The 25,491-nt window shown below is 38.9% G+C and carries 25 protein-coding genes; 9 read left to right on the top strand and 16 right to left on the bottom strand.

Going from position 1 to position 25,491, the window contains the following annotated elements; translation table 11 throughout:
- Nucleotides 1-42 precede the first annotated feature (42 nt).
- Both IEE83_RS22215 and IEE83_RS22210 read right to left on the bottom strand, forming a co-directional pair.
- Nucleotides 43-1,371, bottom strand: a complete 1,329-nt coding sequence (locus tag IEE83_RS22215; protein WP_194122681.1) for a DEAD/DEAH box helicase — start codon at nucleotides 1,369-1,371, stop codon at nucleotides 43-45.
- A gap of 122 nt (nucleotides 1,372-1,493) precedes the next feature.
- Nucleotides 1,494-1,850 (bottom strand): DoxX family protein, encoded by a 357-nt coding sequence (locus IEE83_RS22210; protein ID WP_194122680.1) that lies wholly within the window; start codon nucleotides 1,848-1,850, stop codon nucleotides 1,494-1,496.
- A gap of 151 nt (nucleotides 1,851-2,001) precedes the next feature.
- On the opposite strand from IEE83_RS22210, the gene IEE83_RS22205 reads away from it, so the two are divergent.
- Nucleotides 2,002-2,643: a hypothetical protein gene (locus tag IEE83_RS22205; RefSeq protein ID WP_194122679.1), complete on the top strand. Its 642-nt coding sequence runs from the start codon at nucleotides 2,002-2,004 to the stop codon at nucleotides 2,641-2,643.
- A gap of 19 nt (nucleotides 2,644-2,662) precedes the next feature.
- Here IEE83_RS22205 and IEE83_RS22200 read toward each other — a convergent pair whose 3' ends face one another.
- Nucleotides 2,663-3,088: a GNAT family N-acetyltransferase gene (locus tag IEE83_RS22200; RefSeq protein ID WP_194122678.1), complete on the bottom strand. Its 426-nt coding sequence runs from the start codon at nucleotides 3,086-3,088 to the stop codon at nucleotides 2,663-2,665.
- 345 nt (nucleotides 3,089-3,433) lie between these two features.
- Between IEE83_RS22200 and fabF the strand changes: the two genes are divergently transcribed.
- Nucleotides 3,434-4,696 (top strand): beta-ketoacyl-ACP synthase II, encoded by a 1,263-nt coding sequence (fabF, locus tag IEE83_RS22195; RefSeq protein ID WP_194122677.1) that lies wholly within the window; start codon nucleotides 3,434-3,436, stop codon nucleotides 4,694-4,696.
- A 77-nt stretch (nucleotides 4,697-4,773) separates the two neighbouring features.
- On the opposite strand, the gene IEE83_RS22190 is transcribed toward fabF, so the two are convergent.
- The 6 genes from IEE83_RS22190 to IEE83_RS22165 all read right to left on the bottom strand — a co-directional run bounded on the left by IEE83_RS22190 (nucleotide 4,774) and on the right by IEE83_RS22165 (nucleotide 10,267).
- Nucleotides 4,774-5,415, bottom strand: coding sequence for an outer membrane beta-barrel protein (locus tag IEE83_RS22190; protein ID WP_194122676.1), 642 nt, complete (start codon nucleotides 5,413-5,415; stop codon nucleotides 4,774-4,776).
- Between the two features lie 183 nt (nucleotides 5,416-5,598).
- Nucleotides 5,599-6,687, bottom strand: a complete 1,089-nt coding sequence (locus IEE83_RS22185) for a hypothetical protein (protein ID WP_194122675.1) — start codon at nucleotides 6,685-6,687, stop codon at nucleotides 5,599-5,601.
- Between the two features lie 211 nt (nucleotides 6,688-6,898).
- The gene (locus tag IEE83_RS22180) at nucleotides 6,899-7,822 is read right to left on the bottom strand and encodes a hypothetical protein (protein WP_194122674.1); all 924 of its coding nucleotides are present in this window, start codon (nucleotides 7,820-7,822) and stop codon (nucleotides 6,899-6,901) included.
- A 12-nt stretch (nucleotides 7,823-7,834) separates the two neighbouring features.
- Nucleotides 7,835-8,407 (bottom strand): phosphoribosylglycinamide formyltransferase, encoded by a 573-nt coding sequence (gene purN / locus IEE83_RS22175; RefSeq protein ID WP_194122673.1) that lies wholly within the window; start codon nucleotides 8,405-8,407, stop codon nucleotides 7,835-7,837.
- 169 nt (nucleotides 8,408-8,576) lie between these two features.
- Complete coding sequence (locus IEE83_RS22170) at nucleotides 8,577-9,272, bottom strand: TapB family protein (protein WP_194122672.1); 696 nt, start codon at nucleotides 9,270-9,272, stop codon at nucleotides 8,577-8,579.
- A 113-nt stretch (nucleotides 9,273-9,385) separates the two neighbouring features.
- A complete protein-coding gene (locus IEE83_RS22165) occupies nucleotides 9,386-10,267 on the bottom strand; it encodes a geranylgeranylglycerol-phosphate geranylgeranyltransferase (RefSeq protein ID WP_194122671.1) in 882 nt (293 codons plus the stop codon).
- 196 nt (nucleotides 10,268-10,463) lie between these two features.
- On the opposite strand from IEE83_RS22165, the gene bshA reads away from it, so the two are divergent.
- The 5 genes from bshA to IEE83_RS22140 all read left to right on the top strand — a co-directional run bounded on the left by bshA (nucleotide 10,464) and on the right by IEE83_RS22140 (nucleotide 14,202).
- Nucleotides 10,464-11,600, top strand: a complete 1,137-nt coding sequence (gene bshA / locus IEE83_RS22160) for an N-acetyl-alpha-D-glucosaminyl L-malate synthase BshA (protein WP_194122670.1) — start codon at nucleotides 10,464-10,466, stop codon at nucleotides 11,598-11,600.
- Between the two features lie 56 nt (nucleotides 11,601-11,656).
- The gene (locus IEE83_RS22155; protein WP_194122669.1) at nucleotides 11,657-12,988 is read left to right on the top strand and encodes an NAD(P)/FAD-dependent oxidoreductase; all 1,332 of its coding nucleotides are present in this window, start codon (nucleotides 11,657-11,659) and stop codon (nucleotides 12,986-12,988) included.
- Nucleotides 12,989-13,125: 137 nt separating this feature from the next.
- A complete protein-coding gene (locus IEE83_RS22150) occupies nucleotides 13,126-13,365 on the top strand; it encodes a DUF4834 domain-containing protein (protein WP_194122668.1) in 240 nt (79 codons plus the stop codon).
- 352 nt (nucleotides 13,366-13,717) lie between these two features.
- The gene (locus tag IEE83_RS22145) at nucleotides 13,718-13,951 is read left to right on the top strand and encodes a DUF4160 domain-containing protein (protein WP_194122667.1); all 234 of its coding nucleotides are present in this window, start codon (nucleotides 13,718-13,720) and stop codon (nucleotides 13,949-13,951) included.
- The gene (locus IEE83_RS22140) at nucleotides 13,948-14,202 is read left to right on the top strand and encodes a DUF2442 domain-containing protein (protein WP_228101932.1); all 255 of its coding nucleotides are present in this window, start codon (nucleotides 13,948-13,950) and stop codon (nucleotides 14,200-14,202) included. The genes IEE83_RS22145 and IEE83_RS22140 overlap by 4 nt, the downstream gene beginning before the upstream one ends.
- Before the next feature lie 415 nt (nucleotides 14,203-14,617).
- On the opposite strand, the gene IEE83_RS22135 is transcribed toward IEE83_RS22140, so the two are convergent.
- Entirely contained in the window at nucleotides 14,618-15,088 is a 471-nt protein-coding gene (locus tag IEE83_RS22135; protein ID WP_194122665.1) for a DUF6934 family protein, read from the bottom strand.
- A gap of 165 nt (nucleotides 15,089-15,253) precedes the next feature.
- A complete protein-coding gene (gene carB / locus IEE83_RS22130; RefSeq protein ID WP_194122664.1) occupies nucleotides 15,254-18,097 on the bottom strand; it encodes a carbamoyl-phosphate synthase large subunit in 2,844 nt (947 codons plus the stop codon).
- Between the two features lie 234 nt (nucleotides 18,098-18,331).
- Here carB and IEE83_RS22125 point away from each other — a divergent pair, with 234 nt between their 5' ends.
- A complete protein-coding gene (locus IEE83_RS22125; RefSeq protein ID WP_194122663.1) occupies nucleotides 18,332-19,054 on the top strand; it encodes a zinc metalloprotease in 723 nt (240 codons plus the stop codon).
- A 22-nt stretch (nucleotides 19,055-19,076) separates the two neighbouring features.
- Here IEE83_RS22125 and IEE83_RS22120 read toward each other — a convergent pair whose 3' ends face one another.
- From IEE83_RS22120 to IEE83_RS22105, 4 genes are all read right to left on the bottom strand, one after another.
- Nucleotides 19,077-20,798, bottom strand: a complete 1,722-nt coding sequence (locus IEE83_RS22120; RefSeq protein WP_228101931.1) for a BamA/TamA family outer membrane protein — start codon at nucleotides 20,796-20,798, stop codon at nucleotides 19,077-19,079.
- Nucleotides 20,799-21,039: 241 nt separating this feature from the next.
- Nucleotides 21,040-22,728, bottom strand: coding sequence for a hypothetical protein (locus IEE83_RS22115; RefSeq protein WP_194122661.1), 1,689 nt, complete (start codon nucleotides 22,726-22,728; stop codon nucleotides 21,040-21,042).
- Nucleotides 22,729-22,869: 141 nt separating this feature from the next.
- Entirely contained in the window at nucleotides 22,870-23,370 is a 501-nt protein-coding gene (locus IEE83_RS22110; protein ID WP_194122660.1) for an NADH-quinone oxidoreductase subunit C, read from the bottom strand.
- A 31-nt stretch (nucleotides 23,371-23,401) separates the two neighbouring features.
- Entirely contained in the window at nucleotides 23,402-23,920 is a 519-nt protein-coding gene (locus tag IEE83_RS22105; protein WP_137343053.1) for an NADH-quinone oxidoreductase subunit B, read from the bottom strand.
- A gap of 139 nt (nucleotides 23,921-24,059) precedes the next feature.
- Between IEE83_RS22105 and IEE83_RS22100 the strand changes: the two genes are divergently transcribed.
- Nucleotides 24,060-24,836 carry a hypothetical protein gene (locus tag IEE83_RS22100; protein ID WP_194122659.1) on the top strand — a complete coding sequence of 259 codons (777 nt, stop codon included), beginning with the start codon at nucleotides 24,060-24,062 and terminating at the stop codon, nucleotides 24,834-24,836.
- An 86-nt stretch (nucleotides 24,837-24,922) separates the two neighbouring features.
- Here IEE83_RS22100 and IEE83_RS22095 read toward each other — a convergent pair whose 3' ends face one another.
- Nucleotides 24,923-25,393, bottom strand: a complete 471-nt coding sequence (locus IEE83_RS22095; RefSeq protein ID WP_194123514.1) for an NADH-quinone oxidoreductase subunit A — start codon at nucleotides 25,391-25,393, stop codon at nucleotides 24,923-24,925.
- Between the last annotated feature and the right edge of the window lie 98 nt (nucleotides 25,394-25,491).

The following is a 25,491-nucleotide window of genomic DNA, read 5'->3' as shown; positions in this document are numbered from 1 at the left end:
AAACAGAAAAGGTGGCCGGATTTCTCTGCCACCTTTTCTGTTTTATTTTTTTGCCGCTCTTTTGATAGGCCGACCATATTTCTTCATTTTTTCGGCCGCATGATCTCTGCGGACATTCACTTTTTTATTTTTATCAATTTTCTCATGAAATGCCGCACCAACCGTTCCTTTTTTAGGAAGTTTGATATCAACCGTTTTCATGTAGATATGAGGCTTTTCATTTTCAGTAAGAATATCTGATATTTTCAGATTTTCCGGTAACGCCAGCATTGGAATTTCGTAATTCATCAAAGCCTCGATATTTTCCTGAAATTCCTTTTCCTTCTCCGTTACAAATGTGATAGCAATCCCTTTTTTATCAGCGCGTCCCGTTCTTCCTATACGGTGAATATAATTTTCAGGTACTTCTGGAACGTCGAAATTAAAAACGTGCGAAACTTCGGCCACATCCAATCCTCTGGCAATAATATCAGTTGCGATCAGTAAGCGGTAATTCCCTTCATGAAACTGTTTCACACTATTGAAACGGTGATTTTGTTCCTTATTAGAATGTATTACACCAATTTTATCCGGGAATTTTCTTTCCAGCTGTCCGAAAAGCTGGTCTGCCAAATGTTTGGTAGCAGCAAATACAAGCACTTTTGACATATCCTCATTTTCACTTAGCAGCAGTTCCAGTAAATTTACTTTGGTGTAAAAATTAGGAACGTCGTAAGCCACTTGCTCAATATTTTCCAATGGCGTTCCAACCGGCGCTGCCTCAATACGAACAGGATTATTGAAATAAGTCTGCATCAAAACTTCCACTTCCGGAATCAGCGTTGCTGAAAACAAAAGATTTTGTCTTTTCTGTGGCAAAAGATCCAGGATATTTTTAAGCTGCGTACGAAATCCCAAATTCAGCATTTCGTCCACTTCATCAATCACCAGTTTTTTAATATTTTTAGTTTTAAGCGAACCATTCATCGCCAGATCAACCAGACGGCCCGGCGTTGCCACCACAACATCCGCTCCGTTTTTCAACTCGGCCATCTGCACTTTTATATTGCCGCCACCATAAACGCCAACCGCTGTCAGCGTCATATAAGCAGCCAGTTTTTTCACTTCTTCCACCACCTGAACCACAAGTTCGCGCGTAGGAACAATGATCAGAAGCTGGGGTAAACGGTCTTTGGAAAACTGTATTTGCCGAAGCGTTGGCAATAAATAGGCGAAAGTTTTTCCAGTTCCAGTCTGGGCAATTCCACACACATCTTTTCCGGACATCATCACAGAAAAAACTTTTTCCTGAATTGTTGTCGGTGTTGTATAACCAAGATCCTCTAATGCGTTCAGTAGCGGCCTGGTGAGATTTAATTCTTCAAAAGTCATAACACAATCCTAAATAATCCGCAAAGGTAATTCTAATCCGGCGGATATGACGACTTTTATCAGGATTTGATTACTTAATCGCTGTTAAAGAAGAAATTAGCATTTTTGATATATAACTGATTTTACATTTTGGTATAAATCCAGGCCCACCAGATCAAAATAAATTGTAAAGGCAACCGAAGAATTGCTATCCACAAATATGGATTTTGCTCTTTATAAAAAGTAATAGCCATCTGAATATTGGCTGGGAAAACAGCAATCAACAACAAAATCAAAAGCCATGCACCGATGTGTCTTGTTGCGGGAATTGCCAGTAAGATTGCGAACAAAATTTCACAGGCGCCGCTTACATATACCAGTTCCAAAGGATAGGGAAGGAATTTTGGAACGATACTCACAAACATTTTTGGTTTTGTGAAGTGCGTTATTCCTGCGAAAACAAAAAATGCAGACATGAGGTAGAGGAAAAAGTATTTCATGTTGCGCTGATATTGATGGGAATAAATTATGATGTGGATTCGAATTTATGATTCCGGTTAGATATCTTTGAAAATTGTTAATTTTCGGTTACATATCACCCTCAATTTAATGGTATTTAACGATTAATTACTACCACCTCCAATAAAAAATATGTTTTTAAAATCTACTTTATTCTCTTCCTTTTGCGGCTGTATTTTCCTTTTAACTTCCTGTGCAGGGACTTACCAGGTGCCATCTTCAATAACTATAAATAAATCAGATTCAACAAGCGGCGTTGTTCTGTTTTCTATTTCACTTCCAAAGCAGTCTTACGGACATTATTATATTGACATTTTTCAAATAGAAAGCCGGAAAAAAGAAAAATTGATTATCTCAACAGCCGACCTACCGAATTTTAAAAACGGTGAAATTAAAATATTCTATGGCGCAAAGGTTTTGCCAAAAGGAGAATATAAAATTTATGGCTGGGGTATTGATTTCAATGATGGAACACGAAAAAAGCCATATGTTTCCAAGGCGAATGTTGCGTTTCCTTTTACAGTATTTGCGGGTGATGTGAATTATCTGGGTGACTATTTCGGAATGTACAGGAGGATCACAAATGGTGGCGGACTAAAAGTACCGACAGAGGCATATTTCATTGTTTCAAATAGGTATCTGGAAGATAGAGAGATAATTAGTAAGAAATTTCCAGGCTTGAATTTGAATAAAACTGTCGATGCAATGCCGGATTTTGACGGCAACAATACAGCTTTTAGCGGATTTTATTTGAAAGGAATCAATGTACCATGATTATCCAATTTTTAGACATTTAATAAATTCCCAATAAATAATAATCCCCGTCAGGTGATTCACCGTCTGAAATAATTTCCCAACCCTGAGCATCATAAAAAGCCAAAGCCTTCTTATTAGCTTTTAAACATTTCAAAGATGCAGGCCGGCCGGTTCTTGACAGACATGCCTCCAAAAGAGATTTTCCTATTCCTTTTCCAACAAAACCGGTATCGATAAAGAGAGAATGGATAAAATTATCTGGCAGCCACCAGGCAATGAAACCTATCGGGAAGTTATCCTTTAAGGCCACCAAAACTTCTTCTTCCTGAATCGCGGAATCAAAATCGTTAAGATTTAAGCTTTTCGGGTCTACCCACGGAAAAGCCAGTTTTCGCGATTCCAGATAAATTTGGCGAAGTTGTTCTTTATACTCCGGGTTATATTCCCGTATGGTCCAAAACATTGTTTTTTCTTTTTCTTCCAATTTCTTTATCGTTGCCTATCCGATGTATTTTTCTTTTTAACAGTTTATTTTCTAAAACCGTACCCGCTGTTAACAATTATTATTGTTGCCAAATAAAGCCCGATGGTTTCTCCTTCATTCATATAATTTGAGTTAGATTTGTAATGATTTGCTGATCAGAGAAATCGACGTTTGTGAAGATATCCATATGCAGGCTAAACTTTCAAAATAATATTTTACCTGTTTTGTTGGAACAATTAGCCTGCGTAAAAGCTTCTATTCTTGAATAATGGTAGTATCTGTTTTTTTGAAACCGCCATCGTGAAATGTTTTAATTATAGTCTAATGAAACTTGTCGGACAATTAAACCGGGTTGTAGTTACCGGACTTGGCGCTTTGACACCGCTGGGAAATAATATAAATGCCTTCTGGAATGCATTGGTTAATGGCGTAAGCGGTGCAGCAGAAATAACGAAATTTGATACTACCAATTTCAAAACAAAATTTGCCTGCGAAATTAAAGGTTTCAACCCACAGGATTTTTTTGACAGAAATGACGCAAGAAAATACGATCCTTTCACGCAGTATGCATTGGTTTCAGTGGCCGAAGCTTTAAAAAATGCAGATGTTGATTTTGAAAAACTTAACAAAAACCGCATTGGGGTAATCTGGGGGAGTGCAAATGGCGGAACTTCAACTTTTCAGGATGCGGTTTCTGAATATGCAACCGGAAGCGGAATTCCACGGTTCAACCCCTATTTTTATCCTAAAATGATCGTTGACATCGCTTCTGGTGTCATTTCTATAAAGTACGGCTTGCGTGGTGTAAATTTCACTTCCGTATCCGCGTGTGCAAGTGCAAACACGGCAATCATCGAAGCATTCAATTTTATTCAGTGGGGAAAGGCGGATATGATCATTACCGGCGGTTCCGAAGCTTCTATTTATGAAGTTTCCATCGGTGGTTTTAATGCAACAAAGGCATTATCTACCAACAACGAAAATGCTAAAACGGCCTGCAAACCTTTTGATCCTGATCGTGACGGCTTTGTAATGGGAGAGGGCGCCGGTGCTCTAATCCTTGAAAGTTATGAACACGCAGTGAACCGGGGCGCGAACATTATTGCAGAAATTGTGGGCGGCGGAATGACAGCGGATGCGTATCACCTCACCAGCACACATCCGGAAGGTGCAGGAACATCTGCGGCCATGTTTCTTTCATTGGAAGAGGCGGGAATTTCTGCATCGGCGATTGATTATCTTAATGTGCACGGAACAGCATCATCAGTGGGAGATATCAGTGAATTACAGTCTATTAAAGCGGTTTTCGGACTGGATACCAATCTTAGTATCAGTGCAACAAAATCCATGACGGGGCATTTACTTGGTGCGGCAGGAGCCATTGAAGCCATTGCCTGTATCAAGGCCGTTGAAAATAATATAATTCCACCAACCATTAATACACAAAAACTGGAACCGGAATTTGAAGGCAGACTTGATCTTACTTTGGGCAAAGCAAAAAGTAAAACGGTAAATTATGCCATGAATAATACACTCGGTTTTGGCGGACATATTGCTTCAAGTATTTTTACAAAGTTCAGAGAGTAGAAATTCGAGGGCTTTCAGGCATAAAAAAAGCATCCGTTTTCAGGATGCTTTTTCGTTTATCGATGAAGTGTAAAATGTTATCTTGTTCTCAAACGACCTGATTTTTTGTCGTAAGTTCCTAGTGGAAAGCTTAATCCAAGATTAATTCCGAAGTTACGGTTCTGGATGTTGCTGTTAGAATCTTTTGTTACATCCAAAAGTCCCAGTCCGTATCTAACGTCAAAATTAAGCCATATTTTGCGTGTAAGTTCATAGTTCAAACCCAATCCGCCAGTCAAGCCCAAGTCAAAAACATTGTAAACACGACTGTTTGAATCGCCATTAATGTTATTTCCGTTGATATCTTTTGCGCTAACAAGGAAATTCAAACTTGGCCCAAGAAATACTTTCGGACGAAGACGATCACCATATTGACCAAAGAAGTAAGTGAAAAGCAATGGAACCTGTACATAGTTCAAATTGATTTCATTTGTTTTATCAAGGATTTTTGCACCAAGTTGTGTGTATAGGATTTGTCCACTAAATCCAAATCCCTTTTTTGAGCTATAATTATAAAAAGCTCCGATTGTCAAACCTGGTTTAACTTCTGTTTTACTTGCGCTTCCGTGAAAGTTAGCAAATGAAACACCTGCAATAGGTCCGATGGAAACATTTTCCTGAGCGAAAGCCTGTGACAGGCTAAGCGTAAGAGTAATTAAGAGAATAATACAATTCTTCATGTAGGTACGTTTAAGTTAATTTGAAACGTACTATTCAATTAGCATTCCAACTGAGCTGATTTGAGGAGATATTGGTTATTTTGTTTGTTATCAAGACTATAATAAATAATTGGAATTTTTACAATAGTGGAGATTTTAGAGAAACTGGGGTAAGTTGTCCACAAATTATATCAAAGAGCTACATTAATCATCGTCTTCATCATCAAAAACTGCTGTGTTCGGTATTTCATATGTTTTCAAAAAAGCTTTGAGCACACTTGGTACTTGCCATTTTTTTAATGTCAGCTTAATTTCTTTGATTTCAGCTTTTACTTCATTAATGTTGGTGTTAAATTTAACAACAACGGTCGTCATGGAATTGGCGTGTTGTGGATTGATCCCGCATAAATAGGAAATCTGCTGCTGAATTTCTTCTTTCTCTTTTTCCAATTCTTCAACCTGCTCTTTCAAAACCAGATTGTAATACGTAAGCTGTTCCTTACCCAGATTTTCAAGATGATCCTGATCGATTCTTTCAAACTCAATCTGCAATTTTAATAATTCAAGCAGATTATTTTCCTGATAAGTTTGGGTAACACGCTGCATAATTTCCGTTTTACGGATTTTTTCTGCTTCATCGGTTTCGCGGTCAGGATGGAATGCTTTGACCAAATCCATATAAACCGTTCGAACCGATTTTGTTGTCTTTTGTTTGGTTAGTAATTGTCTGGCTTCTTTCGCCTGTTCAGCAAAAGCTTTTGCTTTTTCTGCCCTTAATTCTTCCTTGATACGAATTTGCTCTTCTTCACTCAGTTCATGGAAATGTTCAGGATATGTTTCTTCCTCCGTAATTTCATTTTCTTCTGCTAATAATTTGCTGTCGATCAACTGGGAATCAGCTCTTTTCAATTCATTAAGCGCAGCTTCAAAATCAACTTCACTGTATTTGTTAAAAAGTGGAATCAGTTCTTCAAATTTATAATTGACAATCAGATCAAAAGATATTTCAGAAATGAGATATGCCAGTTTGGTCAGATATGCTTTTCTATAAAGATCCTTTTCGTAAGTCCGGTCCATAAGTTTTACCAGCTCCACACGAAAAGACTGGTATTCCAGCACAATCGGATTGTATTCTCTTTGAACGCGATCAATCAAAAGATGATAGGTCGTGCGCAACTCAGGAATCAATTTATCCAACTGCTCAATTTTTTCGGATAACTGATTAAATTCTTTTTGACGTTTGTTCCAAACAGTCTTTGGCTGCCCAATACGCAGCACACTTGATCTTTGCATGATATTATTTTAAAGTATTTCAAAAGCTGTTTTAGCTATTTTTAAGTTTATAATGTTAAGGAAATTTTGTTACCCGTCGGACGGGCAAAAAGCCGTCCGACGGGCTGCCGGTCCAACATTAACAAAGTGTTCTGACGTGCCACCGGTCCGACGGTTTTTTCTACCGTCGGACCGGTAATAAAAAATATCTATATCCTAAAACATCGCAGTCTCAAAACCCCAATTCCTGATAGGAAATCAACACAATGGCAATAACCGCCAAAGCTAATCCCAACCGGTTCAGATTATTCAACTTCTCCTTATACAAAACCCAGGCGGCAAAAGAAGAAACGAGCATACTCAGAATATTGTAAATCGGAAAAACAAAAGCCGCACTGTTTCCAAATGAACCCAAGGCCAATAACAAAAAGTAAAGCGAAAGAAAATTGGGAACGCCCAGAATTAATCCGCCGATAACACTCCGAAATTCAAGTTTTTCTCCCCCAAAAAATATTTTATAAATCAACACCAACGTCCCAATCAAAATTGCACCGGAGCATGCAATAATCATAAAAAGCGTAGTTTGTTCCGGACGATAATACGACATGGTCAGGTAATTGATCAGCGTATTATTCGTTCCGCTTGCCAGAAACGTAAAAACCGGAAGCAGCCAGGCGTAAGAAAAAACAGAAACACGTAAAGGTTGCCCGTCTTCGAATTCAGTGGTTTTTTGCTGTTTTTGAATTGCTCCTAATGCCAATGCCGCTAGTGCAATAACGAGCCCGGTGTAGTTAAGAACCGTAAATTCTTTATTGGTATTCTTAAAAATGAACAGTCCGAACAGTACCGGAATTACCAGCGACATATTGCCTGCCAAAGATGCTGCTGTAACGCTAACTTTCTGAGCCGTTAAGCCAATTGACATAAATGCAATGACAAACAAAGTCCCCAAGGCCAAAGTCAATATAGTCCCTTCCGAATTCCACTGAATTTCCTGAAAAGCTTTCAGTTCCGGCGTAAGGAAAAGTCCGGTAACAACGCAGGAATAATAGTTGAAAACCACTGCATGAAAAGAATTGACCTGATAGCGCGGATAGGCACGCATAATCATATACAGCGCAACGGTAAAAAGTACAGCCAGTAAAAAGTATAACATGATAGCGGTAGCTTAATTCAGTTTTGAGACGACTTCGTCAATAATTCTTGGAAAATGCTCATGTTCCAGAACCTGTACTTTTTTGGCGACATCGTCTGGCGAATCCGTTTCTGAAACTTCGCAGGAAGCCTGGTAAATGATATTTCCTTCGTCGTAATTTTCATTGACAAAATGAATCGTTATCCCCGATTCTTTTTCGGCATTAGCCACTACGGCTTCGTGAACAAAATGTCCGTACATCCCTTTCCCACCATATTTTGGGAGTAAAGCCGGATGAATGTTGACCATTTTTTCAGCATAAGTGCCAAGTAAAGACGCGGGAATAAGCATCATAAAACCGGCAAGAACAATCAGATCTACCTGGTTGTTTTTCAAAATTTCTAAAATCCGGTCGGTTTCGTAAAAGATTTTCCTGTCAAAAACAACAACAGGAATATGGAATTTCCGGGCACGCTGAATAACGCCGGCCTGAGGATTATTTGTCAAAATTAAATTAACCTGCACGTCAGTACGGTCTTCAAAATATTCACAGATCTTTTCTGCGTTTGAACCCGAACCTGATGCGAAAATGGCAATACGCTTCATTTAGTTGAAAGTGGAAAGTTGAGAGTTGAGAGTTCTGGACTAACCTGTTATTATCCTTTAAACTTTAACTCCCGGTTTTAAATAATTTGGCAAAGCTATAAAAAAATGAACGGCTTTCGGGGAATATCGAAAGCCGTTCTTCTATATGTTGCTGGTAATAATGTGTCTTTTAGTAAATTTTTGTCAACTCACTTCTGCTGATCAGCTTTCCTTTTCTATATGATTCTGATTTAATATCCCACAGAACGCCCGGTGCGCGCCATGAAATTGTATTGATATCTACGGTTATTCCAAAACCCATTTTTGTTTCCATTTTCATATCGGAAGTTAATTTGTAGGCATCAAAAGTACCTGCGGGGATGGTAACTTTTTCCTGATCTTCAACATTACGGTTGGATATCAGCATATTCATTGTCATCGCCATCGGTCCGGAAGTTCCTTCGCCTTTCAAAGATGCGTCTTTCAGTTTTTCTCCGACGGTCAATTTGGTAGGATATTCAATATTGGTTGAGGTGAATTTCATATTGAAGTTTTCAAAAGACTTCATTTGTTCCTGGTTGATCAGCGTGCTTGCATCAATCATTAATGTGCTTCCGTTACATTTCATTTGATAGCTGTTTTTCAACTGGGATTTTCCTTTTGGATCAAAAACTTCCATGTCCAGTGTGATCAAAGCCATGCCACCTTCCTGCGAAACTTTGGCTATTTTATAGGAAATGTTTCCGGTTAACTTACCTTTTCCGTCATAAGTGGCCATATCAAAGCCGCTGCCAGCTTTCATTTTGACACCAAAACATTCCTGTGCATAAGTAGCTGTGATTGCAAAAAACGAAAATACGATCACTAGTAAAATTCTATTTTTCATATCGGGATACTTTGATTTGTTAATTATGATTTAGTTTAATAGTTACTGAACGACAATTTTGTCAAAAATATGTCCTTCCGAATGTACATCTGAGGACTTGTTATTGAACGGTATTATGCCCAAATCATGGTTACCAAGCCAAGGAGCATTATTATTTTACAAAGTGAACTGATTTTCCTGAAATCACGGCGGGTGTCCGAACGGGTTAAAGAATAAACCAGCCAGCCGATTGGTATGAGTAATAAAAGAAATAATACGGCAAGCACATTGTTGTTAAGCTTGTCGGCCATAGCAAAAAGAGAAGCTACGAAAACAAAAATTATCCCGTAAAGAAAATATTTGGTTCTGCGGATTCCCCAGATTATTGGTAATGTACGGCAACCATGCGCTTCGTCGCCCCGGATATCTTCCATATCTTTGACAATTTCTCGTATCAAAGAAATGAAAAAGGAGAAAACAGCGTAAATAAATACCAGTTTGCGGTTTGCCGGATAGTGTAAGGTGAGTATCAACAAAGTGGCACCCGTCAAAAGTGAGACGATAAGATTGCCAATAAATGGTGCCCGTTTGTAACGTTCTGAATAAAACCAGAGAGAAGTGATGGAGATTACATTCACAAGAAATATCCACGGACTTACGATTAATCCTAACGCGGCTCCTAAAACGTTTAAAACCTGGTGAGCGCCCATGGCCCAGCGACGTTTAAGATAACGCCCGACAACAACACGTTCGGGTTTGTTTACGATATCGATTTTTATATCAAAATAATCATTAATGATGTATCCGGCCGCAGCAATGCATACGGTCGATAAAGAAAGAATGAAAAGATCAGGGTCACTGATGATTTTTTTCCACTCACTTCTTGGGCCAATTAATAAAATACGTGTGAGGTACTGTGTAATGGCCACAATGAGCAGATTGCTCATCCGAACCAAACGCACACTACCGGCAACAAAATCCCGAATTCGCACTCTCGGTCTTACAGACACATTCATTAAGGTTAATAAAAAGCAGGTTCAGACATTAAAATTATTCATTTTATGTCAATTATAGAATTAATAAAATCTTTCTCTTCCTGTTCGGGATAAAAAAGGATGATTTTGTGTTAGCTATGCATAACTCTTCTGTATCGGAAAGTTTGTCGGGCTTTACGCTTTAATTATTTCACTAAGAACAAAGAAATTTTATATTATGAAAATAGGCATTGTTTGCTATCCGACATTCGGAGGAAGTGGCGTTGTCGCTACCGAACTTGGAAAAGCGCTTGCAAAAGAGGGACATCAGGTACATTTTATCACCTATTCCCAACCACAGCGACTGGATTTTTTCAATGAAAACCTTTATTATCATGAAGTAAATATACCTGCTTATCCATTATTTCAATATCCGCCGTATGAATCCGCTTTGTCGAGCCACATGGTGCATGTTGTTAAAATGGCGAAACTGGATTTGCTTCATGTACATTATGCAATTCCGCATGCGTCTTCCGCATACCTTGCCAAACAGATATTAGCACAACAGGGAATTCACATTCCTGTGATCACCACTTTGCACGGTACAGATATTACGCTTGTTGGAAAAGACGAGTCTTATGAGCCGGTTGTAACGTTTTCTATCAATCAGTCTGATGGAATTACGGCAGTTTCTGATTCGTTGAAAAATGATACTTATAAACATTTTGCAGTTACAAAAGACATTGAAGTTATTCCAAACTTTATAGATCTGGATCGTTTTAACAGACAGAAAAAGGATCACTTCAAACTGGCTATTTGCCCGAATAATGAAAAACTGATCGTCCATACGTCTAATTTCCGTAAGGTTAAAAGAATTGACGATGTGATTATGATTTTCCATCAGCTGCGTGATATTACGCCAAGTAAATTATTGCTGGTGGGTGATGGACCGGACCGTGCGCGTATTGAGCGTTTGTGCCGTGATCTGGATATGCTTTCTGATGTTCGTTTCCTTGGAAAACTGGATGCAATCGAAGAAGTTTTGTCCGTTGCTGATTTATTCCTTATGCCTTCCGAATCTGAAAGTTTTGGTTTGGCTGCGCTTGAAGCTTTGGCCTGTGAAGTGCCGTTGATCACTTCCAATGCCGGTGGATTACCTGAATTGAATATTCCTGGCGTGACCGGATTTTTGAGCGATGTTGGCGATGTTGACGATATGGTAAAAAATGCAGCCTTTATCTTGCAAGATGAAAATCTTCCAAGATTTAAAGAAAATGCCCTTGCACGTGCGAAAGAATTTGATGTGGCTAAAATATTACCGCATTATGAATCTTATTATGAACGGGTTATAGAAAACAGCAAAGTTGCTGTTTAAGCCGTTTTAGGTATGGTATTTGTAGTTGGCCTCATGTCACTACAAATACCGATACTATGCTACCGAATATCCCATATACCGACCATAAAAGAATTGTAATCATAGGCGCCGGCTTCGGCGGTTTGGCGCTCGGAAGAGAACTTGCCAAACGTGATGATTTACAAGTTGTCATCATCGACAAAAATAATTTCCATCAGTTTCAGCCTTTATTTTACCAGGTTGCCACAGCCGGACTCGAACCAAGTTCGATCTCTTTTCCGCTTCGGAAAGCTTTTCAATCCAAGAAAAATGTACATATCAGAGTTACGGAAGTAATTTCGATAAACACGAACAGAAAGTCGTTGGAAACTACACTGGGAGAAATTACCTATGATTTTTTGGTCATTGCAACCGGCGCTACCACCAATTATTTCGGTATGAAAGAAATTGAAGAACGGGCCATTCCAATGAAATCTGTTTCAGAAGCTTTGGCTTTACGAAACCGCGTTTTGCAAAATCTGGAAGATGCTTTGGCAGTTGATACGGACGACGAGCGTGAAGGATTAATGAGCGTCGTAATCGTAGGTGGAGGTCCAACAGGCGTGGAATTATCTGGTTCTCTGGCTGAAATGAAAAAATATATTCTTCCAAAAGATTATCCTGAACTGGATTTTTCAAACATGAAGATTTATTTGCTGGAAGGTCTGGATAAATTGCTTTCTGTAATGTCGGAGGAATCGTCTAAGAAATCCAGAAAATACCTGGAAGAAATGGGTGTGGAAATACTTACCGGACAGGCTGTTGCAGGTTATGACGGGAAACATGTTACCACAAAACAAGGAATGAAAATCCGTACTGATAATCTTATCTGGGCGGCCGGTGTTAAGGCCAATGCTTTGAAGGGAATAAATCCGGAAGTGCTTGTGAAAGGTGGAAGAATCAAAGTGGATGAATTTAACCGTGTTCAGGGTTACACTGACGTTTTTGCGATCGGTGATGTTGCTTCTATGAGTGAAGGGAAATTTGAGAACGGACATCCGCAACTTGCACAACCGGCTATGCAGCAAGGAAAAGCACTTGCAAAAAATATTTGGCGGGCATTGGATGAAAAACCTCCGGTACCATTCAAATATAATGATCTGGGTTCTATGGCAACGGTTGGAAGAAATAAAGCTGTTGTCGATTTACCATTTATCAAGTTTCAGGGATTTTTTGCCTGGCTTACATGGATGTTTATTCACCTGATTTCTATTGTAGGTGTTAAGAATAAAGTGCTGACCTTTATAAACTGGTTCTGGAGTTATGTCACGTTTGATCAATCGTTAAGATTAATTCTGACACCAAAAGTGCTCGCTCCCGGATTTGTAGAAGAGCCCGAGCCTCAACATGCCAAACCGGCAGGGGTATAATCATTGTAAAGTTTGCCGTCCGTCCATAAGTTGCACCATTCTTCCAACCTATTGGATGATTTGTTACCTTTTCGTTATATTCGTGTGTTATTTTTTACAGATTACACGTTATAATAGAGATATAAAACCTTTGAAAGATGAAAATTGTATTTAACATTCTTATTATATTCTTCTTGCTAATCGCTTTTGTACCGGTTTTTCGCCGTTTTATGTTTCATTTATTAGTTGGAAGGCAATTGGTAAAGGAGCAAAAAAGACAAGCGAAAGCTTATGAACAAAAAACAAAAGAGGGAATTCGTGTAGATACTGTACCACCAGATGCCAATCAGTCACGCTTTCGCGGAGGAGAATATGTTGATTATGAAGAGGTAAAATAGAAAAATATAGATTTTAATAAAAATTTAATTGGAGCCCAAAATCGTAAGATTTTGGGCTTTTTTATGCTTGGCCCGATTTGCAATCGGGTCGTAAATGGTTTCGCGTTTGAAACGCGTGTTAAAAAGAGAAAACGATTTAGTGAGATTCCACACTCGCGTTGCAAACGCGACACAGAAACGCACCGATTGCAAATCGGTGCGAGCGCACTCAACTCGTCCAACCTGTAAGCGTTACCATTTTTTTGTAACGACGTCCTAATTGAGATAAATCCCTTGCAAATAATGACGTGAGGATCAAGTATCTCAATTATTATTTTGATAGCAAAAAAAATCCTAATTTAGTAAATGTAGTATGCCGGAATTATTACGCCTGTTCGGATTGCGATTTTTCTTTTACAGCAACGATCATCGTCCACCACATATCCACGTAAGAGGTAATGATGGCGAGGCACGGTTCTCAATTAATCCAGTAAATTGCATTGAAAATAATGGGCTGAAAAAGAAAGATTTGTATTTGGCAGAAGCAATAATTAAAACTAATAAAGAGGAATTTCTTAGAAAATGGAACGAGTTTTTTAAATCATGAATATGAAATTTTTTGATTATAAAGCTAAAAAAGTTGAAGTAAACGAATTAGAAATTCGGGTTACCCTTATAGATGGTCGAGAGGCTGCCTTACTAATTTCGGATTTCCCTTTATTAAAAGAAGCAACTTCTTCGCAAAGAAAAAATGTAGAAGTCATTAATGGTTATGCGCTGTATTGGCCTGAATTGGGTGAGGATTTAAGTGTTGCCGGATTTTTCGAAAAAGAAATGATACAAAACGACCACAAATGAGTTTTATGCTCGGCCCGATTTGCAATCGGGTCGTAAATGGTTTCGCGCTTGAAACGTGTGTTAAGAGAAAATAAATTAGTGTGATCCATACTCGCGTTGCAAACGCGACACCAGCAACGCACCGATTGCAAATCGGTGCGAGCTCACAAAATAATCCCGGCTCATCACCGGGATTTTTTATATTATCCAACTTATCGGTTCCAATACAATTTTATAACTTTCAGCAAACAGTTATTTTTTAAGCAATTCGAGTGGAATTGGATATTTTTTTAGGGTCTCCCTCATTCGATCGATTTTCTTATCCACAGTTGTTATCCTTTTATCAGGTTGGCTCTTCTGATTAGCAGAAATGTCTTTTTTATTATTTGTGATAGTAGACATGCGAATAAAGTTTATTACTACTTAAATATACAAATCATTTAGTGTATAACAAAAACGCATGATAATTGGTGTTTCTTCTGAAATGTTCCCATTTCAATGCAGGCAAAGCTTCATTCAATAGATTTTCATCAATGAGGCCTAAAATTCCTAAACTAGGAGGAATATTATTTACGTCTTTTGAAATTCCCATTTGATATTTTCTTGTACGTATAGAATTACTCCCCTCGATGTAGAGTAAAGATTGCGGATGGTTTTCATAAATGAAATTGCTGTTTGAGCTACCGTCGCAAGAACTCGATCCATATCTCCGTTTAAGTTCGATTTTATCGTCAATATCATTTAGTATTTTATTCCATACTCCAAATGCTAGATTGTGATAATTACTTGCTTCCCGATCGTCTTTTGAAATAATAATTCGCAGTTCAATTATGCCTTTTGGCCCGATACTATTAAAAGTGTATGTATCAGAACTTATTTGTTTAGTTAAATATGTTCCAATCTGCATATTAAATTTCTATCTGGTTACAGAGATACTATTTCTAATAAGACGTATTTTAAGATCGATTTGTAACATATTGAATTAAATTTCCGATTCCGAATCGGTCTTAATCAACAAAAAATCCCGGCTCATCACCGGGATTATTTTTCATCATATTAATTTTTCTAAAACCTACCGGCTCAGATACAGGTTTCTTTCACTGTAAATTTTCTGGAAAAACTCGTCCTGCAAATCATCAATGAAGTAAATCGCTTCACCAGTTGATTTCATTTCAGGTCCTAATTCTTTGTTAACATTCGGGAATTTATTGAATGAGAACACAGGAATTTTTATCGCCCAACCTTTCTTAACCGGGTTGAAAGTGAAATCACTTAATTTTTTATCGCCAAGCATCAGTTTAGTTGCATAATTAACGTAAGGCTCCTGGTATGCTTTGCAAATAAATGGAACTGTACGAGAAGCTCTTGGATTCGCTTCAATTACGTAGGCTATTCCGTTTTTCACAGCAAACTGTACGTTGATCAAACCTTTCACATTCATTGCCAGAGCAATTTTACGGGTATACTCGTTGATCTGACGGATAACGTCATCTGTTAAATCGAAAGGAGGAAGTGCGGCATGTGAGTCACCGGAGTGGATACCCGCTGGCTCGATGTGCTCCATCACACCGATGATGTAAGCATCTTCACCATCACAAATTGCATCTGCTTCTGCTTCAAGAGCCCCTTCAAGGAAGTGATCCAGAAGAATATTATTATCAGGAATATCACGAAGGATTTTTACAACGTGTTGTTCAAGTTCTTTCTCGTTGATTACGATTTTCATATTCTGTCCACCCAAAACATAACTTGGACGAACCAAAAGCGGGAAACCTAACGTACGCGAAAGTTCAACAGCTGCATCAGCAGTTCTTACCGTTCCGAATTTCGGATAAGGAATTCCCAGTTCTTCAAGTAAAGGTGAGAAACGTCCGCGATCTTCAGCCCAGTCAAGTGAATTATAGCTGGTTCCGATAATTTTGATACCGTATTTGTCAAGTTTCTCAGCCATTTTAAGAGCTGTTTGTCCACCTAGCTGAACAATTACACCTTCCGGTTTTTCATGTTCGATAATGTCAAAAACGTGCTCCCAGAAAACTGGTTCGAAGTATAATTTATCTGCAATATCCGGATCCGTTGAAACCGTTTCAGGATTACAGTTGATCATAATCGTTTCGTAACCAGCTTCTTTTGCGGCCAAAACGCCATGAACACATGAGTAATCAAACTCAATTCCTTGTCCGATGCGGTTAGGGCCTGAGCCCAAAACGATCACTTTCTTTCTATCAGAAACAACCGATTCGTTATCAGGCGTTTCCTGAGAAGAATTGAAAGTTGAGTAGTAATATGGTGTTTTTGCTTCAAATTCAGCCGCGCAGGTATCTACACATTTGTAAACACGTTTGATGCCCAATTCTTTACGTCTGTCATACACTTTACTTTCTTTTGTTTGAAGTAAATGTGCGATCTGACGATCTGCATATCCTTTTTGTTTGGCAGTCAGGAATAATTCCTTTGGAAGATCTGACAAATCAAATTTTTCGATTTCATGTTCCAGTTCGATCATTTCTTCGATCTGGCGAAGGAACCAGGCATCTATTTTTGTAAGACTCTGGATTGTTTTGAAAGACAAACCAATCTTGAAAGCATCATAAATATGGAACAGACGATCCCAGCTTGGATGTGCAAGACTATATTTGATAGCTTCCTGGTCACGTAATTCACGGCCGTCAGCACCAAGTCCGTTTCTGCGGATTTCCAGCGACTGACACGCTTTTTGCAATGCTTCCTGGAAATTACGTCCGATCCCCATGGCTTCACCCACTGATTTCATCTGTAATCCTAACGAACGGTCGGCACCCTGGAATTTATCAAAGTTCCAACGAGGAACTTTTACAATTACATAGTCAATTGAAGGTTCGAAAAATGCAGAGGTACTTCCTGTGATCGGGTTGATCAATTCGTCAAGATTGTAACCAATCGCCATTTTTGCAGCGATTTTTGCAATCGGATAACCTGTTGCTTTTGACGCAAGGGCAGAAGAACGGGACACACGCGGGTTAATTTCAATCGCGATAATTTTATCGTCAACCGGATTTACAGAAAACTGAACGTTACATCCACCTGCAAATTTTCCGATACCATCCATCATTTTGATGGCCAGATCACGCATTTGCTGATAAAGTGTATCAGGAAGGGTCATTGCCGGAGCGACAGTAATACTATCTCCCGTGTGAACACCCATCGGGTCAAAGTTTTCAATCGAGCAGATAATGATGAAGTTTCCTGCACCATCACGCAACAATTCCAACTCGTATTCTTTCCAGCCATATACACTTTGTTCTACTAAAACTTCATGTGTTGGAGAAGCGTGTAAACCGTTATTTAACGCCTGGTCAAAATCTTTTTCATTTTCAACAATTCCACCTCCTGTTCCTCCTAATGTGAATGAAGGACGAATAACAAGCGGGAAACCGATTTCCTGGGCAATTTCTTTTCCTTCTAAAAATGATCTTGCGGTACGTCCTTTACAAACGTTAACGTCAAGTTCAAGCATTTTCAAACGGAATTTCTCTCTATCTTCTGTGGTTTCGATCGCTTTAATATCGACACCAATAATTTCTATATCATACTTTTTCCAGATACCGGCTTTATCGCAATCGATAGCCAGGTTTAATGCTGTCTGACCACCCATGGTTGGCAAAACGGCATCAATCGGCCTGCCAAGCGCTTTATGTTTTTCAAGAATCTCGATGATATATTTCTTCTCCAATGGAAGCAGATACACATGATCAGCGCTGATCGGATCCGTCATGATCGTCGCAGGGTTAGAGTTGATTAGAACAACTTCTATACCTTCTTCACGAAGTGAGCGGGCTGCTTGTGAACCTGCATAATCGAACTCACATGCCTGACCAATGATGATGGGACCAGAACCGATAATTAGGATGGACTTGATATTCGGATTTTTGGGCACAGTAAATGGTAATTTGTAGAATTTTGGGAATAACTTTTAATAACTTCGGAGCGTCCCTGATACTTTTTACCTCTCGATTAAAAGGGGTTCGTTCAAAAATTCCACAAAGTTAATTCACATATTGGAAAAAGAATACTGAATGACTAAAAAAAGTGTATATGACAATGTGTGTGTTAAACGGTGATAAACCGGATTTTACGTCGCCGACAGAAGCATGTTTGGTAAATTGACTTTTTGATAAATAATTATATGGGTGAAATTGATAATAAGTTGCTTTATCAACTTATTCTGGGATTTTTTATCGGTAGTATCGTAGCTACGATCGTTCATGAATATGGACATTTTTTTACTGCAAAATTACTAGGTTATGATGCACGCGTGAGTTATGCCTATACGACCTGGAGGAATACCATATATCATGATTTTGTTGACAGCCTTACCAGAGATGAAAGAATTAAGATCCGGACAAATGAATATTTTCCCCGAAAAGAGGAATATGCCGCTTTAATGAAAAGGATAAAAGATGAAAACTTTTTGATAACACTGGGCGGCCCTTTGCTAACGATTATAATCGGTACTGCCGGATTTATTTTCGCTTTGGTAAATAGAAAAAGTTTTAACGGAGAAACCCTTTTACAAAAACAGTGGATATTACTATTTACTGCACTTTTCTGGTTAAGAGAAACGGGTAATTATGTAATGGAATTATTATTTACAGTTAGCCGGGGACGCTTTCCGTATGGAAACGACGAAACTATCTTGGCGAGATATTTTGAAATCGATACCTGGTTGATATCCTTTGTTTTAGCAGTAATCGGTTTTTTTGTCGTTTTAATAATTTATAAACGATTTATACCGGACGAAAGTAAAACGACTTTTTTGCTGGCTGGACTGGTTGGCGGGCTGGGAGGCTATTTATTATGGCTATTTCTTTTTGGACCAATTTTTATGCCATGAAGTTAAATAATTTGTTAAGCTGCTATTGATAAGGTACCATAGATGGCGCCGCAATATCAAAATCACGCAGTCTTAAAGGAGTATTTCCTTCTATTGCATAACGAATAGCGGATGAAGTCCCGGGAATATTTGGATAATAACCAAAACGTAATTGCAATGTGTTAATTGAAAGGTTTTCATTTCTTAACCTCAATCCAAATCCATACCCCTGATATACGGGCGCATTCCATAAGTGAAATTTGTCTTGTGTTACAAGTCCGAAATCAGCAAATGCGTAATAAGCGATACGAAAACCTAATAAACTTTTTTCCGAAAAATATACGGTTTCAAGACCAACCGTGAACTTCTTTGTTCCAATTAATCTGTCGCTGTTGATTCCCCTGATTCCGTTATCCCTGCTTATATTGATATAATCCACCGGATCTCTATTGACTCCACGGGTATACCGAACAGTTACAAATTGCCTGAAATAGCTATAACGGAAAGGAATAAGTTTGGAAATATAATTTACCTGCCCACTAATGACGCCCGGTTGTTTCGAATCATTTTTAAAGTAAGAACCGACATTTACCAAGCCATATAAATAACCAGAACTGTGAGGGAGATAGTGTCCCGTTGCGTACTGAACGCCAGCATAACCGCGCTGCCCAAATTCCGTATTTTCCTGTCCTGCGGTCACTGCGAGTAAATTTCCGACTGGAACGTCCTCTGTTCTACCAAAACCATAGATAAGTACGTCTCGTTTATAGCTTCGGTTTGAGTAACCAAAACTAATAAGTGTTGCACTCCGGTCCCAATAAATAATGTTGGTATCCGCACGTACTTCGGGACGTTGCGTGTACTTGTATCTATTATGACGCATCGCGAAAACCAGACGCGATTTTTCACTAAGCGAAGAATTTTTAAAAGGAAATTTGAAGGATCGCCCCAGCCAGGCGTCATAATAATAATATCCCGTTTGATAGCGGTTCTCTTTATCCAGACTATCAAGATCCCTTTTATAATTACGAAGTTTGGCGTGACCGGCTTCTATGGAACCAGCATATTTTGTTTCAGTCGTAAGAAATGAGCGTGAAAAAACAATGGACTGGATTTTCTGGTCGCGCTCATAAATAAAGTTAGCCTGGCCGGTAATAAATGTTTTGCCGATGTAAGGAATGGTATAAATCGTCCGGAACTGAAATTTTTGCAGTGAATCACTGGCATCATACCGGATTTTGGTAAGCTGCTGATGCGTGGTTCCATTCACATTGGTATTGTTAAGACCAAGGCTGAATTTATTAAATTTGCTTGGGCTTGCCGAAATATTCCATGACCATGAATCTTGTATAATAACCACAATATCAGCCATCCATGTCACATCAGTTCTCGGTACCACAATGATCCGGGCATCTGTAATTGTTCCGTTTTTTCTTAATAAACGTTCATTGTCTCTCAATACGCTTGCCTGTATTTCATCACCTTCCGAAAATCTTAGAAAGGACTTTCTGATAATTCTTTCACGGGTGTTGGTATGAAAATTTTTGCTGAGAAACCGTTCCAGCTGTTTTCCTACCCGGGTGGTATCATAAACGGATTCCCCAAGAACATCAAGTTGTTTGATAACGATTTTCCTAATTACCATGCCTTCATATGGCGTGAAAGGATTTGTTTCAATGGCCTTAACCTCGCCCTTTTTTCCCTGATTATATACGTCCCGAAAAAGTAACCGGTATATGGACCGCGAGAATTTTGTTTTGGACATACGAATTTTAAGATTGGTATATCGCACACTATCCATATTTACTCCTCCATTCCTCAGGCTGTCACTTTTCTGCGCCAGAGTTATGGTTGAAATAAATAAGAAAAGTAACAAATATCTAAACATGGGCACATAGTAATGAACAATTCATTAGACAATATATAAACGTACGAATGTTAGATGTAGTAAGATTTAAACTGTTTTTATGGTGCTAAGATTGGAATAAAAATAAGATTATACTTAATTAATTTCGTGCCTCACGAATTGCTTTCAAAACAAGCTCTGTCTGCGCTGGTGAGGGCGCTTTTTTCGTTTCAAATTTCCCGTTGGGTTTGATAATAGCGTAAGATCCAGAATCAAGCGGATTAAGTCTTATAAGTAAGTCAATGATTTGATTGCTGTTGATAAACATATGTACGCCTTTTAATTGGTGTCTTACTATATATTGTTTAACCAGGTCGTAAGAAACAGGATTCTCATCCATAGGTAAATGCAGGTAAATAAATTCTACGTCCGTAGGTAATTGTGCACGTAAAGAAGCCGCATATTCCAGGTCATCCCTGCTTTTCTGATCCTCAATATTCCATTTTAAAATATAAAGCGTTTTCCCTTTGTATTGTTCTGTAATACTATTGAACCAGGCATTCCCGCGACTGTCAGATTCGGCCAGCCAATATTCAGGAAGCACTTCTGTTGGTGTAGCTTTAAGATTAGCGAAAGAAATCATTTTATTGATATTAACACTATCCTTAACTTCCAGTCGTACAATTTCATCCAGCGACTGACGGAATTGTGGTGATATCAAACGTGTTTGAATATATTTATTCAGGTTAAGCTGATTTTTGTACGAAAACTTGTAAAAGTTCTTAGGCAGGTATCTGGCATTCAGGAAATCAGAGCCGGTACTGTCAAATTGCGTATGATTGAACCTGCTTTCGGCTTCATAGGCAAAAAGCAAATCAAGTAATGCGGTATTTTTTTTGTAAAGATTATTGAGGAAATCCATTTCAATCTTTTCGGCTTTTCCGCGGTCTATAATCGCATCGAGTTTTTCAGTTTCATCGTCTGTCAATCCGGGCGTATTATTTTTTATCATTGTTCCCATCAATCTTACTTGCAGGGAATTGACCTTTGGCGAGGCGCCATTGGCCCATAACTGTTTTTTCAAATCGGCATATGAAGAAATCCGGTCAGCCAGGGAAACGTGCTGGGCTGTCAAAGGTGCCTTTGTAAGTTTTTTTAAATCAATAAGCCAGCTGTCTGATTTTGGCACATCAAGCTGATTGCTCAATAAATATTCATACAGATTTTGATACCGCTCATCTTCCGCAATCGATTGTACCCATTGCGTAAGTGCCTTATCCGGAACGGAATTTGAAGTTTGCAATAATGCAGAAACCCGAAGTTCTGCACGGGCTGAGGCTGCTTTTTGTGCTTCGGGAAAAGTTTTATCCCAATAGGTTTCATAAAATTTTGTTCCCAATACACTGTTTGAGGCCAGTGCATTATTCAACGAAGCCAGGTATTGCGGATATAAATTGTTCGCGGTAGCATTTACGCCGGCGAAGTAAAACAGCTTTTTTGCCTTAGCGATAGAATCTCCGTTGAAAGTGATTTCTATTTCGCCAGGTGATCCTAAAAAAGTTGTAAACGCCTTTCCGCTGTAATCCAGATAAATCTCTTCACTGGAAAATAAAATCGGCAGCGAAACCCGGAAACTGCCATCAGCCTGCAACGGAGCCTGTTTACTTAGCTCTGACTGTGGCTGTAAAATATTATTTCTGGAAAAAGTAATGGATGGAGCCTGTCGGTATAATCGCCCGGTGAGATTCAATATTCTTCCTTTGATTATTAGGGAATCCGTAGCAGCAAATCCGGAATAGGAGGTGCACAGGAATATAACGAGAATTATTAGGGGTAATTTAGTTCGCATGTTGATCAGTAATTAATAACGAAAAATACTGAGCCTTTATGAAGCAAACAAGTTTGTCAATTAAATTTCAAAGAGGTGAATAAGTGAAGAAATAGAGAGGTGAGTTAAATTATTGATTTATAGATATTTATTGTATTTGTGTCAGTTTTCGAACCGTACATTTATTCCATGATATTTCTCCTGGGCGCTATAATCTTTTCTTAAAGGGTGTCCTTCCCAGTCTTCGGGAAGCAAAATCCGGCGAAGATCGGGATGGTTCTCAAAATGAATCCCAAACAGATCGAAAGCTTCACGCTCATGCCAGTCGGCCGTGCGCCAGATGTGGCTTACCGTAGAGACAGAAGGCAGTGGCTGGTCTTCAGTATTTCGGGGGAAAATAACTTTAAGCATCAGGTCGTGACCATAAGGAATAGAGGTGAGATTGTAGATCAATTCCATTGTAGCCAGTCCGGGACCATTATCTATGGCTGTAATACAAGCCAGATAATCAAAATAAAAACGCTCGTCTTCAAACAAAAACTGACAGATTTCGGCAATGTTTTCAGTTGGGACTGTGATGGATGGTTGAAGTCCTTTTTCATCCGAAGTTATTATTTCTCCAAACGCCGCAATCAGATTATTTTTTATTTCTTCAAAAGTCATTTCAGTATTTCAATTTTGAATGAAGGAATAATTAAGCGGGAACACCTTCCTGCATTTCCAAAAATAATTCGGGTGCAAGCGGATGTTCTCCTCGAATTTTTTCCTGCAATTTCATAAATCCGCCGATCAGCGCTTCCGGGCGTGGAGGACAGCCGGGAACGTATATATCGACAGGAATAATTTTATCCACACCTTTGACCACGTGATACCCATGTTCCCAGTAAGGACCGCCACAATTTGAGCAGCTTCCCATGGAAATTACATAGCGAGGCTCAGGCATTTGTTCATACAAACGACGAATCCTGTCGGCCATTTTGAAAGTAACTGTTCCGGCAACGATCATTACATCAGACTGGCGTGGGGAAGGGCGCGGCAATATTCCAAAACGTTCCAAATCGTAATGTGAAGCATATGCAGCCATCATTTCAATTGCACAGCAAGCCAGGCCGAATCCCATAGGCCAAAGCGAAGAAAGCCTTGCCCAGTTCATCAAATCTTCCGCATTGGTTAATATAATTCCGCCGTCTCCGGTTTTGATTCGTTCACTCATCCCTGTCGCTTTCGGTAAATCCACTGGTACAATATTTGCTCAGACAAGAGCTAATCTGTCAGAATACAAAAGTAATGAATAATGACAAGAAACAGGCTTTTGTTTGTGTCAGATTGCAAACACTTCAACTTATCCAGATATGAAAAACAAACTACTTTTGACAATTATTTTTTCTGCCTTTTTTATTAATCTATCCAGCGCACAGCAGATTTCGGACACTACTGTTACGGCTCCCAAAAAATTCATGAGCGGAATGGCTATTTACGGTGAATTCGGAGTTTTATCGAACAGCAGTTTCAAAGCCATACGAAATCAAATGAAGGCTTTGAATATCAAACCTTTTGAAGATTTGATGGCTTCAATCGTTCTTGCCAAAAGAATGGAAACTGAGAAATTCTTTGCCGAAAGCCGGTTAATTCTGATGAACTCTACCAAACATAGTAACAACGAAAATCAAAGCAAGGGTTCTTTCAGAGGGATTGGAATTGGTGTAGATGCCAGTCCAAAATTCGTTAATTCCACACACTGGAATGTTTTGATACCTATTGGATGGGATCTGATGTTATATCAGGTGAAAGTTAAAAATGATCAGACAGCAAGTTTCGCACAGGTTGTCTCCAATCCAAATGGTTACCGGTCAGCCAAAATACATAACGGCAGTTTTAATTTACATGCCGGAATCGGAGTTGATTATAAAATGAATCTGTTTCCAAAGGTCTATGACAAAGTTTATATCAGCAGTAAGTTGACTTATCATTTGCCCGTTGCCCGTATGGGAAGATGGCGTGGGGATGATTTAAAAGTTACAGATCTGCCATCATTCAAAGCAAATCAGTTATATGCACAAATTGGCCTTGTGTTTTTTCCAAAAAATATGGGAAAAATGTGGGGGAGGATGCATAACAAATTCAACTAAGAGATTTTAAAAATAAACAAAACAGGGAGCTCATATACGAGCTCCCTGTTTTGTTTTAGTACTTATCAATACCCCTATTGATTAAATCAAACTCTCTTATATTTCTCATTAACCTGCTTATACAAATCGGCAGGGACCGGCGATTTTACTTCCGGAATTTTTGGTTCAGGGCGAACCCAGTCAAGGTAACCTTTTACCCAGGCGTATGCCAGTCCCAGAATTAATATCAATACAAAAACCGTCATTTCTGCCATTGCAAACCATCCCCATTGCCCGTTTGTCTGCGCGATAAGATCTTCATTACCAAAGACAACTGCCCAGGGAAAAAGAAATAATAACTCAATTTCAAAAAGAACAAAAATCAGGGCGATTACGTAAAAACGTACGTTGAATTGCACATTAGCATTTCCCAGCGGATCTTCTCCCGACTCATAAGTAGTAAGTTTTTCTTCATTTGGACGATCAGGTCTAAGAAAACGAGCGATCGTCAGCATAAGCCCGATCAGGGAAATTGCGGCAATTATAAAGAGAAGTATATAACCAAAATCACTAAGCATATGGCAGGAAACGAATTTCTGCAAAGCTAAGGAATTTTGATTTAGTGATGCCTAATGACCAGGGAAAGTGTATCAGGAATTCTGTATTTGCAGAGAAA

The organism is Dyadobacter subterraneus, from assembly GCF_015221875.1.
In the GTDB taxonomy this organism is placed as follows: Bacteria; Bacteroidota; Bacteroidia; order Cytophagales; family Spirosomataceae; genus Dyadobacter; species Dyadobacter subterraneus.
This window is presented reverse-complemented; position numbering and strand designations above follow the sequence as displayed.